The sequence below is a fragment of the Streptomyces sp. 63XJN7_1_ISO-PGPR-S23-121 genome (assembly GCF_056173025.1).
This window is the reverse complement of record NZ_CM149653.1, coordinates 5,665,796-5,679,732: the sequence shown is the minus strand read 5'-3', so window position 1 is coordinate 5,679,732 and position 13,937 is coordinate 5,665,796. Positions and strand designations below refer to the sequence as shown.

Genomic DNA, 13,937 nt, shown 5'->3' with positions numbered 1-13,937 from the left:
ACAGCATCCCGTGATCCGGATCACAGGGCGTCATGCCGTCGCACCTCCCCGAGCCGCAAGGAGATCACCCGATGCTGCCCTGGAAGCGAGTGCTCAGACCCCTGGCCGCGCTGCTGCTGACCGCCGCGGCCGCCCTGGTCCCCGCCACCGCCGCCCACGCCGCCGACGCGCGCCCCAGCAGCGGCTGGAACGACTACACCTGCAAGCCGTCCGCCGCCCACCCCCGCCCCGTCGTCCTGGTCCACGGCACCTTCGGGAACTCCGTCGACAACTGGCTGGGCCTCGCGCCCTACCTGACCGTCCGCGGCTACTGCGTCTTCTCCCTGGACTACGGGCAACTGCCCGGCGTCCCGCTCTTCCACGGCCTCGGCCCGGTCGACAAGTCGGCCGAGCAGCTCTCCGCCCACGTCGACAAGGTGCTCGCCGCGACCGGCGCCGCGAAGGCCGACGTCGTCGGCCACTCGCAGGGCGGCATGATGCCCCGCTACTACCTGAAGTTCCTCGGCGGGGCCGGCAAGGTGAACGCCCTCGTGGGCATCGCGCCCAGCAATCACGGCACCACCCTGTCCGGCCTCACGCACCTGCTGCCGTACTTCCCCGGCGCCGAGGACCTGCTGAACGAGCACACCCCGGCCCTCGCCGACCAGATCGCCGGCTCCGACGTCCTCACCAGGCTCAACGAGGGCGGCGACACCGTGCCCGGCGTCCGCTACACCGTCCTCGCCACCCGGTACGACGAGGTGGTCACGCCGTACCGAAGCCAGTACCTGAGCGGGCCCGGCGTCCGCAACGTCCTGCTGCAGGACCTGTGCCCGCTCGACCTGTCCGAGCACCTGGCGATCGGGCTGCTCGACCGGATCGCCTTCCACGAGGTGGCCAACGCGCTCGACCCGGCGCACGCCACCCCCACCACCTGCGCCTCGGTCTTCGGCTGACCCCGGCACCGGCGCACCACGCGGGGCTTGCCCGGCCTGAGCCGCCGGACAAGCCCCGCGTTCCCCCTGTGGTCCCGGTCAGCGACCGGGCCGGCCGCTGACCGGCGCCCGCCGGCGGACCGACGCGAACAGCGCCGCGGTGCCGAGCGCGAGGGCGCCGGCACCGCCGACGGCGAGGTACGGGGTGCTGCCGTCGCCGCCGGTCTCGGCGAGGCTCCCGGTGCCGGCACCGGCGGCCCTGACCTCGTTGGGCTCCGCACCCGCCGCCGCGGCCTTGGGGGTCTGCTCCGGAGCCGCCGGGGCGGTGGCCGGACCGGTCGGGTCCGCCGTCGTCGCGGCGTCCTGGTCGCCGTGGCCGTGGTGCTCGACCGTCGACCTGCCGGCCGCCGCCGCGAGCTGCTCCTCCGACGGTGCGGAGGCCGACGGGGCCGGGGCGGCCCCGCCCTGCGCGGCACCGCCGAAGGTCACGTCCGAGCAGGAGTAGAACGCCTCCGGGCTGTCCGAGCGCTGCCAGACCGCGTACAGCAGGTGCCTGCCGGTGCGCTCGGGCAGGGTGCCGGAGAAGGTGTAGTAGCCGCCCGAGGCCACCGGGTCGGTGACCGTCGCCACCGGGGCCGACAGATCCAGGTCGCCCCAGCCGAGCGGCTTCGCGGGGTCGTGGCCGGGCCGGGTGACGTAGACCTTGAACGTGCCCTTGTGCGGAGCGGTCACCCGGTATTTGAAGGTGTACGAACCGCTGGTCACAGCGGTCGCGGGCCAGTCGGCGCGGGCCAGGTCGAGGCCCTTGAACTCCTCGCTGTTCGCGCTGCACAGCCTGCCGTCCGGGATCAGCTCCTGGTGCCGTCCGCCGGCGTCGCCGATGCGGATGCCGTTCCAGTCGTAGAGCGCCTGGGTGCCGCCGGCCGCGACCGCCGCCGCGCACGCGGCCGACTTCGGGCTCTCCGGACCCTCGGCGTAGCACTGGGACACCCGGCTGACCGGGTCGCCCATCGAGCCGTGCGCCGACGCGGGCACGGCGGCCAGCGCGGTCAGGGCGAGCGGAGCGAGGCCGGCGGCGACGGTGACGGCGGCCCTGCGGGATGCGGGCATGGGGAACTCCTCGGAAACGGTCACTGGGACATGGGCCGGAGCCCGTGGGGGTGACCAGCAAGCTAGTCCCTGGAAACCGCGGAATCCCCTGCTCGGAGCGGGTACCGAAGATCCTTATGCTCGCGTTAAGGGAGTGCTCAGACTGCGCTCAGGCTGCGCTCGACGAACTGCCCGGAGCGACGGGCACGGGGGCGTGGAGCGCGGCGTGGACGGGCCCGACGGCCTCGTCCACCACCGTGCGCGACTGTTCTCAGGCGTCTCATGGCCAGCTGCCCGGTCAGTGGTCCGGCCACCACGTGCGTGCGATGTCCTTGCGGACCTCCGGGCGCCCGGCGGGGCGCTCCTCGGCCTCCTCGCGGACTCGGCGGGCGTCGGTCTTCTTCAGGGGCTTCTGCACGGTCAGACGGCGCATGGCTGCCTCCTCACGGATCCACCGGGTTCCGCGTTCTCACGGAGGTAGACCCCTTCCCCGAGAGTTGCTCATCGATGCATCGCTGTCAGTGGTGGATGTCACTCTCGAGCACATGAGGAGCACCAGTGACAACACGACTCCACCCCGTATCGACTGGGACTCCAGGGCCGCCACCTTCGACGAGGAGTCCGACCACGGGCTGCGCGACCCCGGCGTGCGCCGGGCCTGGGCCGCCCGGCTGCGCTCCTGGCTGCCCGGCCGGCCCGGCGAGGTCCTCGACCCCGGCTGCGGCACCGGCAGCCTGTCGCTCCTCGCGGCCGAGCAGGGACACCGGGTGACCGGCGTGGACCTGTCCCCGGCCATGGTTGCGCTGGCCCGGGCCAAACTCGCCGGTCGCGACGCCGTGTTCCACGTCGGTGACGCCGGGGCACCGCCCGTGGGCGGGCAGCGCTTCGACGCCGTCCTGGTCCGGCACGTGCTGTGGACGCTGCCCGAGCCCGGCCGCGTCCTGGCGCGCTGGCGGGACCTGCTGAGGCCGGGCGGGCGGCTGGTCCTCGTCGAGGGCGTGTGGGGGAGCGTCACCCCGGTCGGCATACCGGCGGACCGGCTCACGGAACTCCTCGCCCCGCTCGGCGGGCAGGTCCGGGTGGAGCGGCTGTCGGACGACCCGTCGCTGTGGGGCAAGGAGGTCGACGACGAGCGGTACGCGGTGGTCGCGCTGCCCGCACGCCCCCCGGCGCCTAAGCCAGCAGGTCCGTGAAGCCGTTCCCGCGGGCCAGCCGCTCCAGCTCGTCCAGTGCGGCCACGGCCGCGGCGGCGGCCCCCGGGTCCCGCTCGGCCAGGCCGCTCGCGGCGAACTCGTCCTCGTCCAGCCGGTGCACGTCCGTGCCGTCCGCGGAGCGCCACAGGTCCAGGTCGAGGTCCTCGGACACCAGTTCCGTCCCCGTCAGCACGGCGGGGCGGGCGACGTCGCAGTACCAGCCCTTCACCGAGCCCGTGGCGGTGCGGACCTCCTTCACCGAGTACCAGCGGTCGCGCCAGTAGTACTCGGTGAAGACGTCACCGGCCTCGAAGCGCACGAAACCGAAGTCACGGACGCCGTCACCGGCCCAGGGGGCCCGGACCACGACCCGGGTGCCGTCGTCGCCCAGCAGCCCGCCCGGGTAACGGAGCTTCGTGCGGCCCGCCTTGACCAGGACGACGTCCACCGCCCGCGGTGATCCGGCCGAGTTCGCGGACATGCGCACCTCCGTTGTACGGACCTCGTACCCGAGCCCCTTGCCGATGGCGGGCACCGGGCCGTCGCCGGTGCCGGTGATCCCGCCGTCCTTCACGGTGCCGCACGCTACGCGGGGCCGCGGGTGCGATGCCTCCGAATTTCCGGCGCGTGCGGGACAATCGCCGGGTGACCTTGCAGATCCACATCGACGACGGCGCCCCGCCCTACGAGCAGGTACGCGCGCAGATCTCCGAACAGGCGCGGTCGGGCGCGCTGCCGGTCGGGTACCGGCTGCCGACCGTGCGCGGACTGGCCGAGTCCCTCGGGCTCGCCGCCAACACGGTCGCCAAGGCCTACCGGGCCCTGGAGGCGGACGGGGTGATCGAGACGCGGGGCCGCAACGGCACGTTCGTCGCCGCGGCGGGCTCCGCGGCGGAGCGGGAGCTGGCGTCGGCGGCGCAGACCTACGCCTCGCGGGCGCGTCGGCTCGGGCTCGCGGAGAGCGACGCGGTGGCCGCTGTACGGGACGCGCTGCGGGCGGCCTACGAGGACTGAGCGCCGCCCCGCGAGGACGGTCCCGGCCCACGGGTGCTCGCGGCCGGTCGCGCTCACGCGGCCCGAGCCGCACTCTGTCCTCAGTCCCGCGCCCCGCCGGAACGCCTCCCGCCGGTCTCCGGGGTGCGCGTGACCGGCAGGTCCTGCCTCCGCGCCAGCCGGGCGAAGGCCACCGCGTCCCGTACGGCCGCCGCGTTCGGGTCGTTGTTGAAGTAGGCGTAGACGTCGCGGTCGGCCGGCCACGTCGTCGCGATGCGGTGGAGCCACGTCGTCAGTGACCGGCGGCCGTAGTGCGGCCAGGCGGCGGCCCGGCCCTGGTGGAAGCGGACGTAGCCCCAGTCGGCGGTGCGCCACAGGGGCGTGGCCGGGCGGGCCATGACGTCCGCCCAGCACAGCGCGGCGCCCCGGGACTCCAGCACCCCGCGCACCTCGGGCGTCCACCACGACTCGTGCCGGGGTTCCACCGCGACCCGCGTGCCGGACGGGAAGCACGCCAGACAGGCGTCCAGCAGGCCCGCGTCGCCGCGCAGCGTGGGCGGCAGCTGCAGCAGGACCGGGCCGAGCCGGTCACCCAGGCCGGCCGCGTGGGTCATCAGGCGCTCGACCGGCTCCGCCGGCTCCCGCAGGCGTTTGATGTGGGTGAGGTAGCGGCTCGCCTTGACCGCGACCACGAAGTCCGGCGGCACCCGCTCGCGCCACGCCTCGAAGGTCTCCCGCGGGGGCAGCCGGTAGAACGCGTTGTTGATCTCCACCGTCGCGAAGCCGGCCGCGTACCGCTCCAGCCACAGCCGTACGGGCAGACCGGGCGGGTACAGGACGGCCCGCCAGTCCCGGTACTGCCAGCCCGACGTACCCACGAACAGGGTCATACCCCCATCAAAACAGCTACAGGTACAGCCCCGCCTCCGCGCCGGCCCGCGGCTCCGGCAGGGCCGTCGGCGAGGTGCCCCGGCGCAGCGCGAACAGCTCCGCCAGCGTCGCGCCCTCCCGGCCGACGCCCTCCTCGGTGCCGAGCCAGTTCACCGCCTCCCGGCGGGTGAGCGGGCCCACCTCGATGCGGGCCAGGCAGCGGCCCGGGCGGACGACGGCGGGGTGCAGCCGCTCCAGGTCCTCGTTGGTCGTCACCCCGACCAGGACGTTGCGGCCCTGGCCGAGGAGACCGTCCGTGAGGTTCAGCAGCCGGGAGAGGGCCTGCCCGGCGGTGTGCTTGGCCTCGCCGCGGATCAGCTCGTCGCAGTCCTCCAGCAGCAGCAGGCGCCAGCGGTCCCTGCCCGACGCGTCCTCCTCGCCGATGGCGATGTCCATCAGATAGCCCACGTCGGAGAAGAGCCGCTCGGGGTCCAGCACGCAATCCACCTGGCACCAGTCCCGCCAGGACCGGGCGAGCGTCCGCAGCGCCGACGTCTTGCCGGTGCCCGGCGGCCCGTGCAGGAGCAGCAGCCGGCCCGCGATGTCCTCGGGGGTCGTCTTCATCAGGCCGTCCATCGCCTCCGCGACCGGCGCCGTGTAGTTGGCCCGGACCTCGTCCCAGGTGCCGGCCGAGATCTGCCGGGTGGTGCGGTGCGGGCCGCGCCGCGGGGAGACGTACCAGAACCCCATCGTGACGTTCTCCGGCTGCGGTTCCGGCTCGTCCGCCGCGCCGTCCGTCGCGTCGCCGAGGACCTTCTCGGCCAGGCCGGCGCTGGTCGCCGTCACCGTGATGTCGGCGCCCCGGCTCCAGCGGGAGACGAGCAGGGTCCAGCCGTCACCCTCCGCCAGGGTCGCGCTGCGGTCGTCGTCGCGGGCCACGCGCAGCACGCGCGCGCCGGGCGGCAGCAGCGTCGCCCCGGACCGCACGCGGTCGATGTTCGCCGCGTGCGCGAACGGCTGCTCGCCGGTGGCGAAACGGCCGAGGAACAGCGCGTCGACCACGTCGGAGGGGGAGTCGCTGTCGTCGACGTTGAGCCGGATCGGCAGGGCGTCGTGCGGGTTCACGGACATGCCGCCATGATCGGGCACGCGGACGCCGCGTGCACCCGGTTTCCCGGGCACACGCGGCATACGCGGCACCTGGCGGCCGGTGGTTCAGGCACCGGCCCCCGGCATCCGCGCCCGCGCCCGGCGCGCTCCGCGGAGCACGGCGTACCCCTTGGTGAGGGCGCGGTCGCGGACGAACGTACGAGCGATCGCGCGCCCCTCGACCAGCCGGGCGAACTCGTCGGGCCCCGTGCCGCGGCGCACGGTCACCCGCCGCAGGGCGTACGGCCCCTGCCGCCGGCGCGCCAGGCCGTTGCCGACGGCGAGCGCCTGGGTGTACCCCGTCTCGCGCACCGCCCGCCGCACCCGGCGGTCCGAGTAGCCGTACGGGTAGGCGAACGAGGCCGGTACGGCGCCCAGTTGGTCGGTGAGGACCTCCCGGCAGTGGATCAGCTCGTGCCGCAGCCGGTCCTCGCCGAGCTGGTCGAGCTGCGGATGCGTGTGGCTGTGCCCGCCGATCTCCACGCCGGCGGCGGCCAGTTCGCGGACCTGGTCCCAGTCGAGCATGGTGCCCAGGGCGCCCCCGGTGTCGTACGGGCCGCGCAGCCAGCCGGTCGAGACGAACAGGGTGGCCGGGAACCCGTGCTCGGCGAGTACGGGCAGCGCGTGCCGGTGCACCCCCTCGTAGCCGTCGTCGAAGGTGATGAGGACCGGCCGCCTCGGCAGCGGCCGGCCGGAGCGCCAGGCCGCGGCCAGCTCCGCGGTGCCGACCGGGGTGAGGCCGCGGTCGGCGATCGCCGCCATCTGCCCGGCGAAGGCCCGCGGGGTCACGGACAGGGCGCGGGTCGCCTCGTCCGGGTCGGCCGCGACCGCGTGGTACATGAGGATCGGCACCCGCGCGTCCGCCACGGACACCTCAGCCATGCGCACCCCCTCCGTCCGGTCCGACGGGCCCCACCGAGAAGGCGGCCCCGCCCCGCCGCGCCCGTACGCTGCCCACCACGTAGCCGCCCACCGCCGTGAGCACCCCGGCGACGATCGCCCCCGCCCGGCGCGCACCGCCCGGCCGGGCCAGCACGGCGTCGCGCAGACCCCGCACCACCCCGGCCGGCAGCACGCGGGTGGCGTACCGGCGTTCGGACTCCAGCCCCTTGTCCGCCCCGACGCTCCGGGCCACCAGCGCCTTGGACAGGCCCTCGGCGTAGGTGCGGGTGCGGAAGTAGCCGAAGTGCTCGCGCGCCCGGGGCACCCGGTGGTGGATCACCGCCCGGTCGTCGATCAGCAGCACCGCGTCGGGCCGGGCCCGGGAGAGCCGGATGCACAGCTCCGTCTCCTCGCAGCCCAGCGGACGCTTGTCGCCGTCGCGTCCGATGCCGGTGGCGAAGCCGCCCGCCGCGTCGAACACCTCGCGCCGGAAGGAGGCGTTGCCGCCGAGCACGTTGCGCACCCGGACCCGGCCGGGCGGCAGGCCGCGGTACGTGCAGCCCACCACCCAGTCGAACTCCTCCGGGAACCAGTGGGGCCGGCGCCCCGAGGCCCAGACCGGCTCGGTGCGCCCGCCGACGGCGACGACCGCCGGGTCGGCGTACCCCTCGGCGAGGTGCCGCAGCCAGTCGCGCTCGGCCACGGCGTCGTCGTCGAGGAAGGCGACGACCTCGCCGCGCGAGGCCGCGATGCCGGTGTTGCGGCCGGCGGAGAGCCCGCGGGGGCCCGCGTTCGCGAGCACCCGCACGCCGGGGACCTCCTCGTACTCCTTCAGCAGCCGGTACCGGAGCGCCTCGTTGTGGTCGACGACCAGCAGCGTCTCCAGGGCCGGACGGGACTGCGCCCGCACCGAGGAGACCGCAGCGAGGATGTCCTCCCAGCGGTCCTCGGTGTAGACGCAGACCACCACGGAGACCGTGAGCGGGGTGCCGGCAGTGCTCAAGACACCTTCCCCCGGGCCGAGCCGACCGACACGAGCGTCGGAGCGTGCCTGCGGCTGCGCAGGGCACGCCGGTTGGAACGCTCCTCGAGGATCACTCTGAGCACCCGCAGCCCGTCCCGCACGGCCCGCAGGTTGCTCATGCCGTGGATGCGCAGGTACTCGTGACTGGGTATCTCCTGCACCTTCAGGCCGGCCTTGACGACCCGGATGTTCATCAGGGTCTCGACCTCGAAGCCGGTGCAGTCGAGGTCGATCTTGTCCAGGCAGTGCCGCCAGAACGCGTTGTAGCCGTAGCACAGGTCGGTGTAGCGGGCGCCGAACTTCCGGTTGACGACCGCGCACAGGGCGCGGTTGCCGAGCTTGCGTACGAAGGTCATGTCGTCGGTGCCGCCGCCGTTGGCGAAGCGGGACCCCTTGGCGAAGTCGGCGCCCGAGACGAGCGCCGAGACGTACGAGACGATCTCCTGGCCGTCGGCCGAGCCGTCGGCGTCGACCATGACGATGATGTCGCCGGTGCAGGCGTTGAAGCCGGTGATCAGCGCGTCGCCCTTGCCCTTGCCGCGCTGCTCGACGACCTTGACGTCCGGCCACAGTTCCCGGGCGACCCGGACGGTGTCGTCGGTGGAGTTGCCGTCCACCAGGACGACCTCGTGGATCCAGTCGGGCAGCGTCTTGAAGACGTAGGGAAGGTTCTCCGCCTCGTTCATGGCGGGAATGACCACGCTCACCGGCGGAGCGATGGCCAGGTGCGAGGAAACGGGCCGGTAGGCGCCGGCGGGTGACGGATCGTCGTCCGTCACCACCGGCTGCAGAACTGAGCTCATGAGTCTGGTCCCTCTCGTCCGGCGGACCGCCCGCCCCGGGGGCGGTCCGGCTCTGTATCCGGTTCGAAAGGGGGGTTCTCACCCACGGCACGACGGAGCGGACCCCCGTACGTGCCAGGCGAGCTGGCAAAGCCTGTCGACGCCGGCAAAGAGAAACGGCAGCCGACCGCGCGGCACGGCCCGGCCACCGATGTGGTCACCGAGCACGGCACCCCCCTACCGCGCCCCGCCCGGTCCGCCGCGGCCTCGAGCCCTCCCCTGAGCCGCGTGCCGACGTACCGATGCGGGAGATGTATGACGGTATTGACGATTGAACCCCTATGGCAAGACCTGAAACATGGCCTCACGTTTTTGTTGTTTTGCCGTCATCCGTTCTTCTCGGGGGGCGATCCCGTGCGGGTGATGGGTCCCCCGACCGTTCCGCTTTGCCCCCTGAAGCCCAAGATGCCGGGCTCAATGTGGCCCAGCCCGCCGGAGAGCGTCAAGACGGCACTGGTGTTCCCACTGACTTTCGTCCGATTTTGAATCACCGTCAGTCCCTTTCTTGGCATGAACACTTCCGGTCAACACGCGTAGCTGATACCAACGTCCAAGCGGAGATCCTGCTAAGGGAGGTTCCATGAGACGTTCCCGAATTGTCGGCTTTCTGGCCTCGGTCATCCTGGCTGCCGGCGCCGCCCTCACCGGGGCAGCGACGGCCCAGGCGTCCACGACCGCGGCCACCGGCGGCTATGTGGCCCTCGGCGACTCCTACTCCTCCGGCGTCGGCGCCGGCAGCTACCTCGGCTCCAGCGGCGACTGCAAGCGCAGCACGAAGGCCTACCCGTACCTGTGGGCTGCCGCCAACTCACCCTCGTCGTTCGACTTCACGGCCTGCTCCGGCGCCCGTACGGGTGATGTTCTCGCCGGACAGCTCGGTCCGCTCAGCTCCTCCACCGGTCTCGTCTCGATCAGCATCGGCGGCAACGACGCCGGCTTCGCCGACGTCATGACGACCTGTGTGCTCCAGTCCGAGAGCTCCTGCCTGTCCCGGGTCGCCACCGCGCGGACGTACGTCGAATCGACCCTGCCCGGCAACCTCGACGGCGTCTACTCGGCGATCCGCAGCAAAGCCCCGAACGCCCGTGTCGTCGTCATCGGCTACCCGCGCTTCTACAAGCTCGGCACCACCTGCGTCGGCCTCTCCGAGACCAAGCGGAAGGCGATCAACGACGCCTCCGACCTGCTCAACACGACCATCGCCAAGCGCGCGGCCGGCTACGGCTTCACCTTCGGCGACGTGCGGGGCCCCTTCACCGGACACGAGATCTGCTCCAGCAGTTCCTGGCTGCACAGCGTGAACTGGCTCAACATCGGTGAGTCGTACCACCCGACCGCGTCGGGTCAGTCGGGCGGCTACCTGCCGACCCTCAACAGCGCCGCCTGACCCGAAGCGGAAGCAGAAGCGGAAGAGCTGGAGGAGGGGGAGGCCCCGCCCGTCGGGGTCTCCGTCTCCGTCGCACAGGTCACCGAGAACGCCACCGCGTCCGACGTGGCCGTCACCGGCTCCCGCACCTCCACGCGGACGGCGCTCTCGAACGCGCCGCTGTCCGCACGCGTCGTCACGACGAGGGTGTCCTGTCGCGAGCGGCCGCCGCCCGCGGGGAAGGACAGCGTCCTCCACCCCGGATCGGAGACCGTCCCGTCCTCCGTCACCCAGCGGTAGCCGACCCGCGTCGGCAACCGCCCCACCGTGAACGTCGCCGTGAAGGCGGGCGCCCGGCCGTGCGGCGGGGGACAGCTCCCCGAGTAGTGGGTGTGCGCACCGGTCACGGACACGTCCACCGACTGCGCCGGGGGACTGCTCCCCGGGCCGTGGCTGCCGGAACCGGCCGACGGGCTCGGCCCCGAGGCGCCGTCCGTCCGGCCCGGCGCCGACGGACTCGTCCCCGGCGGCCGGTCCCTGCCCGCACCCTCCGTCCCGCCACCGCCGTCCGAGCGGTGCAGCAGCGCGTACGCCAGTCCGGCCAGCGCGAGCGCGAGCACGGCCAGCCCCACGGCCAGTACGGCCCGTGCGCGGCCCTCCCGGTGCCCGGGCGCGCCGGGCCCCGGTTCCGCCGGCATCGCGGGCACGGGCACCGGCGGCGTCGGCGGCAGCGGCCCGGAGCGGGCCGCGACCGTCGGGGCGTACGCGCCGGCCGTCGTCACGTCCACGCGCGTCGTACCTTCCCCGGCAGGCGTGCCGCCGGCCGCGACGAGCCGCAGGTCCCGCTCGGCCCGCTCGGCCGGCAGCCGCTCCGCCGGGTCCTTGCGCAGCAGGCCCTCGACGACGGACGCGAGCGCACCGGCCCGGTACGGCGGCGGCAGCTCCTCGTCGACGACCGCCCGCAGGGTGCTCAGCGGGGTGTCCTGACGGAACGGCGAGGCGCCCTCGACCGCCGCGTACAGCAGCACGCCCAGCGACCACAGATCGGCCTCCGGGCCGGGTGTGCGGCCCAGGGCCCGTTCCGGGGCGAGGTACTCGGGGGAGCCGACGACCTCGCCGGTCATGGTCAGCGCGGAGCCGCCCTCGACCGTGGCGATCCCGAAGTCGGTGAGCACCACCCGGCCGTCGTTGGCCAGCAGCACGTTGCCCGGCTTCACGTCCCGGTGCAGCACGCCCGCCGCGTGCGCGGCCCGCAGCGCGGCCAGCACCTCGGCCCCGACGAGGGCGGCCCGCCGCGGTGCGAGCGGTCCCTCCGCGTCCAGCAGATCGGCCAGGGAGAGTCCGCGCACCAGCTCCATCACGATCCAGGGCCGGCCGTCGTCGGTGGCCACGTCGTACACCGTCACGACGTTGCGGTGGGCGACGCGGGCGGCGGCCCATGCCTCCCGCTCCAGCCGGGCGTACATCCGCCGCACCTCGGCGTCCGGGAGCCCGGCGGGCGCGCGGACCTCCTTGACGGCGACCTCGCGGTGCAGCACCTCGTCACGCGCCCGCCACACCGTGCCCATGCCGCCCTCGCCGAGAGGGGACAGGAGCCGGTAGCGGCCGGCGACCACACGTTCACTGCCGGGGTCTTCGAACACCGGCGCCCCCTCTGACGTCTCGCGCGGACCCGCCCCGCGCCGATCCCGGAGATTCCTCCCAAAGTAGCTCAGCCCGGCGCGGATGCCGCCCCCCGTGCCGTCGCTCGCCGGCGGACCCGCGTTTTCCGCCCGCTGATCCGTAACTCCTGCGAAGGGCTGGGGCGTTGCGCGCGACCGGCCGACGTGGGCGGGCCGGCGCGGCCCGCGGAGAGGGGGCCGGGTGACGGCGGACGAGCTGCTGGTGCTCGTGGCGGAAGGTGACCAGAAGGCGTTCGAGGAGCTGTACGGACTGGTGTCCGGGCCTGTGTTCGGACTCGTCCGCCGTGTGGTGCGCGACCCCGCCCAGTCGGAGGAGGTGGCCCAGGAGGCGCTGCTCGAACTGTGGCGGTCCGCCGCGCGGTTCGACCCGGCCCGGGGCAGCGCCCTGTCCTGGGTCCTCACCCTCGCCCACCGCCGCGCCGTCGACCGCGTGCGCAGCGCCCGCGCCGCCGGTGAACGCGACGAGCGCGAGGCGCGGCGTGCCCACCACCCCGCCTTCGACCAGGTCCTGGAGGAGGTCGAGGCCGGTCTCGAACGCGAGTGGGTGCGCCGTTGCCTGGACCGGCTGACCGCCCTCCAGCGCCAGTCGGTCACGCTCGCCTACTACGACGGCTACACCTACCGGGAAGTGGCCGAACGGCTCTCCCTCCCCCTGGGCACGGTGAAGACACGGATGAGGGACGGACTCAACCGCCTGCGCGACTGCCTGCGAGGGGCCGCATGAGCCTCCTCGGCCGGATGCCCGCGCGCCGCGGCGACCTGCACTCGCTCGCCGCGCCCCACGCGCTCGACGCCCTGGAGGGGTCCGAGCGGGTCCGCTTCGAGAAGCACCTCGGGACCTGCGACCGCTGCGCGGCCGAGGTGCGGGACCTGTCCGAGGACGCCGTGCGCCTGGCCCGGTCCACGGCCGCCCCCGCGCCCGCCGCCCTGCGCGACCGGGTCCTGGCCGCCGTGCGCGCCACCCCGCAGGACCCCGCGCCCGTACGGCGGTCCGCGCGCAGGCCGCCGCGGCGCGTCCGGGGCGTCCGGCCGCCCCCGGCACGCTCCCGCGCCGCCCGGCCGCGCCTCCCGGTGCCGTTCGCCACCGTGACCGCCGCCGCGGCCCTCGTCGTCGCCGCGCTCTTCGCCGTGCAGGCCGGGCGTACCCAGGACGAGCTGGACACCGCGCGGGACCGGGCGCGTGGGATCGCCCACGTCCTCGCGGCTCCGGACGCCCGCGCCACGAGCGGCCTGGACGGCCGGGGCCGGGGCGTCGCGGTGGTCGCCTCGGCCGCCGAGGGGCGCGCGGTCGTCACCCTGCTCGGGTACGGCGAGCCGTCCCGCGGCCGCGTGCACCAGCTGTGGCTCGTGCGCCCCGGCGCCGGCCCGCGCTCCCTCGGGCTCCTCGACGGCGACACGCCCTTGATCGCGTCGAACCTGGAGCGCTCCGCGACGTCACTGGCCGTGACCGTCGAGCCCGACGGGGGCTCGGCCCGGCCGACGAGCAGGCCTGTTGCCCAACTCGCCCTGGAATCTGTCGGATTCGGAGAGTGATCGTCAACACCCTTACGGGGAAGGTGAATCCTGTGACCGCGATACACGGCTGCCTCACCGGGGCGATAGGGTTACCCTGCCCGGGCCGGGTGGACTCGTACGGGTGGGGAGTGACATGGAACAGATAACGATGCACAGCAGGGCGAGGGTGCCCGCGATCACCTGCGGGAGCAGCGCGACCAGTTCGCGCCTCGACCGCCATCTCGCGGTGCTCGGAGGCCCCGCGCTTCCGCAGCGGGAGACGCTGGAGGCGACGTCGCTGATGCGCGAGCTGACCGCGCGTGAGCCCGCGCACCGGCACAGCAGCAGGGGTGCCCGGGTCCGCCGGGTCTCGCTCTTCGCGCCACTGCGCCGGCTGCGCCGCTCGCTGTTCGGCAACTGAGGCCCGCGCCACGGCGGT

General features: G+C 74.1%; 16 protein-coding genes. 7 read left to right on the top strand and 9 right to left on the bottom strand.

Going from position 1 to position 13,937, the window contains the following annotated elements; genetic code table 11:
• Window positions 1–71 precede the first annotated feature (71 nt).
• Window positions 72–935: an esterase/lipase family protein gene (locus tag AC0VYN_RS25330; protein ID WP_475532825.1), complete on the top strand. Its 864-nt coding sequence runs from the start codon at window positions 72–74 to the stop codon at window positions 933–935.
• A gap of 78 nt (window positions 936–1,013) precedes the next feature.
• On the opposite strand, the gene AC0VYN_RS25325 is transcribed toward AC0VYN_RS25330, so the two are convergent.
• On the bottom strand, window positions 1,014–2,024 hold the full coding sequence (locus tag AC0VYN_RS25325; protein ID WP_475532824.1) for a lytic polysaccharide monooxygenase auxiliary activity family 9 protein: 1,011 nt from the start codon (window positions 2,022–2,024) through the stop codon (window positions 1,014–1,016).
• A 277-nt stretch (window positions 2,025–2,301) separates the two neighbouring features.
• Entirely contained in the window at window positions 2,302–2,436 is a 135-nt protein-coding gene (locus AC0VYN_RS25320) for a hypothetical protein (protein WP_385468943.1), read from the bottom strand.
• Between the two features lie 112 nt (window positions 2,437–2,548).
• On the opposite strand from AC0VYN_RS25320, the gene AC0VYN_RS25315 reads away from it, so the two are divergent.
• On the top strand, window positions 2,549–3,196 hold the full coding sequence (locus tag AC0VYN_RS25315; RefSeq protein WP_475532823.1) for a class I SAM-dependent methyltransferase: 648 nt from the start codon (window positions 2,549–2,551) through the stop codon (window positions 3,194–3,196).
• Here the strand turns inward: AC0VYN_RS25315 and AC0VYN_RS25310 are convergent.
• Entirely contained in the window at window positions 3,177–3,677 is a 501-nt protein-coding gene (locus AC0VYN_RS25310; RefSeq protein WP_475536984.1) for a ribonuclease FAU-1 family protein, read from the bottom strand. The genes AC0VYN_RS25315 and AC0VYN_RS25310 overlap by 20 nt on opposite strands.
• Window positions 3,678–3,841: 164 nt before the next feature.
• Between AC0VYN_RS25310 and AC0VYN_RS25305 the strand changes: the two genes are divergently transcribed.
• Window positions 3,842–4,210, top strand: coding sequence for a GntR family transcriptional regulator (locus AC0VYN_RS25305; RefSeq protein WP_475532822.1), 369 nt, complete (start codon window positions 3,842–3,844; stop codon window positions 4,208–4,210).
• Between the two features lie 80 nt (window positions 4,211–4,290).
• Here the strand turns inward: AC0VYN_RS25305 and AC0VYN_RS25300 are convergent, their stop codons facing one another.
• From AC0VYN_RS25300 to AC0VYN_RS25280, 5 genes are all read right to left on the bottom strand, one after another.
• Complete coding sequence (locus AC0VYN_RS25300; protein ID WP_475532821.1) at window positions 4,291–5,079, bottom strand: DUF72 domain-containing protein; 789 nt, start codon at window positions 5,077–5,079, stop codon at window positions 4,291–4,293.
• A gap of 16 nt (window positions 5,080–5,095) precedes the next feature.
• Window positions 5,096–6,190 (bottom strand): DUF5925 domain-containing protein, encoded by a 1,095-nt coding sequence (locus tag AC0VYN_RS25295; RefSeq protein ID WP_385468955.1) that lies wholly within the window; start codon window positions 6,188–6,190, stop codon window positions 5,096–5,098.
• An 84-nt stretch (window positions 6,191–6,274) separates the two neighbouring features.
• The gene (locus AC0VYN_RS25290; protein WP_475536983.1) at window positions 6,275–7,075 is read right to left on the bottom strand and encodes a polysaccharide deacetylase family protein; all 801 of its coding nucleotides are present in this window, start codon (window positions 7,073–7,075) and stop codon (window positions 6,275–6,277) included.
• Window positions 7,076–7,082: 7 nt separating this feature from the next.
• Window positions 7,083–8,093: a glycosyltransferase family 2 protein gene (locus tag AC0VYN_RS25285; RefSeq protein ID WP_475532820.1), complete on the bottom strand. Its 1,011-nt coding sequence runs from the start codon at window positions 8,091–8,093 to the stop codon at window positions 7,083–7,085.
• On the bottom strand, window positions 8,090–8,917 hold the full coding sequence (locus tag AC0VYN_RS25280) for a glycosyltransferase family 2 protein (protein ID WP_451686852.1): 828 nt from the start codon (window positions 8,915–8,917) through the stop codon (window positions 8,090–8,092). Before AC0VYN_RS25280 ends, AC0VYN_RS25285 begins: the two co-directional genes overlap by 4 nt.
• Window positions 8,918–9,536: 619 nt before the next feature.
• Here AC0VYN_RS25280 and AC0VYN_RS25275 point away from each other — a divergent pair.
• Window positions 9,537–10,343, top strand: coding sequence for an SGNH/GDSL hydrolase family protein (locus tag AC0VYN_RS25275; RefSeq protein ID WP_475532819.1), 807 nt, complete (start codon window positions 9,537–9,539; stop codon window positions 10,341–10,343).
• Here AC0VYN_RS25275 and AC0VYN_RS25270 read toward each other — a convergent pair.
• Window positions 10,313–11,965 (bottom strand): serine/threonine-protein kinase, encoded by a 1,653-nt coding sequence (locus AC0VYN_RS25270; RefSeq protein ID WP_475532818.1) that lies wholly within the window; start codon window positions 11,963–11,965, stop codon window positions 10,313–10,315. The two genes, AC0VYN_RS25275 and AC0VYN_RS25270, sit on opposite strands and share 31 nt — an antisense overlap.
• Window positions 11,966–12,185: 220 nt before the next feature.
• Here AC0VYN_RS25270 and AC0VYN_RS25265 point away from each other — a divergent pair, with 220 nt between their 5' ends.
• The 3 genes from AC0VYN_RS25265 (at window position 12,186) to AC0VYN_RS25255 (ending at window position 13,919) form a co-directional block, all read left to right on the top strand.
• Entirely contained in the window at window positions 12,186–12,728 is a 543-nt protein-coding gene (locus tag AC0VYN_RS25265; protein WP_475532817.1) for a sigma-70 family RNA polymerase sigma factor, read from the top strand.
• Window positions 12,725–13,537, top strand: a complete 813-nt coding sequence (locus tag AC0VYN_RS25260; RefSeq protein ID WP_475532816.1) for an anti-sigma factor — start codon at window positions 12,725–12,727, stop codon at window positions 13,535–13,537. Before AC0VYN_RS25265 ends, AC0VYN_RS25260 begins: the two co-directional genes overlap by 4 nt.
• 115 nt (window positions 13,538–13,652) lie before the next feature.
• Window positions 13,653–13,919 (top strand): hypothetical protein, encoded by a 267-nt coding sequence (locus AC0VYN_RS25255; protein ID WP_475532815.1) that lies wholly within the window; start codon window positions 13,653–13,655, stop codon window positions 13,917–13,919.
• The last annotated feature ends 18 nt before the right edge of the window (window positions 13,920–13,937 follow it).

Excerpts from the sequence above, each read along its gene's own strand:
- AC0VYN_RS25320 (WP_385468943.1), bottom strand. The coding sequence starts at position 2,436 with ATGCGCCGTCTGACCGTGCAGAAGCCCCTGAAGAAGACCGACGCCCGC.
- AC0VYN_RS25325 (WP_475532824.1), bottom strand. The coding sequence starts at position 2,024 with ATGCCCGCATCCCGCAGGGCCGCCGTCACCGTCGCCGCCGGCCTCGCT.
- AC0VYN_RS25300 (WP_475532821.1), bottom strand. The coding sequence starts at position 5,079 with ATGACCCTGTTCGTGGGTACGTCGGGCTGGCAGTACCGGGACTGGCGG.
- AC0VYN_RS25295 (WP_385468955.1), bottom strand. The coding sequence starts at position 6,190 with ATGTCCGTGAACCCGCACGACGCCCTGCCGATCCGGCTCAACGTCGAC.
- AC0VYN_RS25315 (WP_475532823.1), top strand. The coding sequence starts at position 2,549 with ATGAGGAGCACCAGTGACAACACGACTCCACCCCGTATCGACTGGGAC.
- AC0VYN_RS25310 (WP_475536984.1), bottom strand. The coding sequence starts at position 3,677 with ATGTCCGCGAACTCGGCCGGATCACCGCGGGCGGTGGACGTCGTCCTG.
- AC0VYN_RS25260 (WP_475532816.1), top strand. The coding sequence starts at position 12,725 with ATGAGCCTCCTCGGCCGGATGCCCGCGCGCCGCGGCGACCTGCACTCG.
- AC0VYN_RS25280 (WP_451686852.1), bottom strand. The coding sequence starts at position 8,917 with ATGAGCTCAGTTCTGCAGCCGGTGGTGACGGACGACGATCCGTCACCC.
- AC0VYN_RS25275 (WP_475532819.1), top strand. The coding sequence starts at position 9,537 with ATGAGACGTTCCCGAATTGTCGGCTTTCTGGCCTCGGTCATCCTGGCT.
- AC0VYN_RS25330 (WP_475532825.1), top strand. The coding sequence starts at position 72 with ATGCTGCCCTGGAAGCGAGTGCTCAGACCCCTGGCCGCGCTGCTGCTG.
- AC0VYN_RS25255 (WP_475532815.1), top strand. The coding sequence starts at position 13,653 with ATGGAACAGATAACGATGCACAGCAGGGCGAGGGTGCCCGCGATCACC.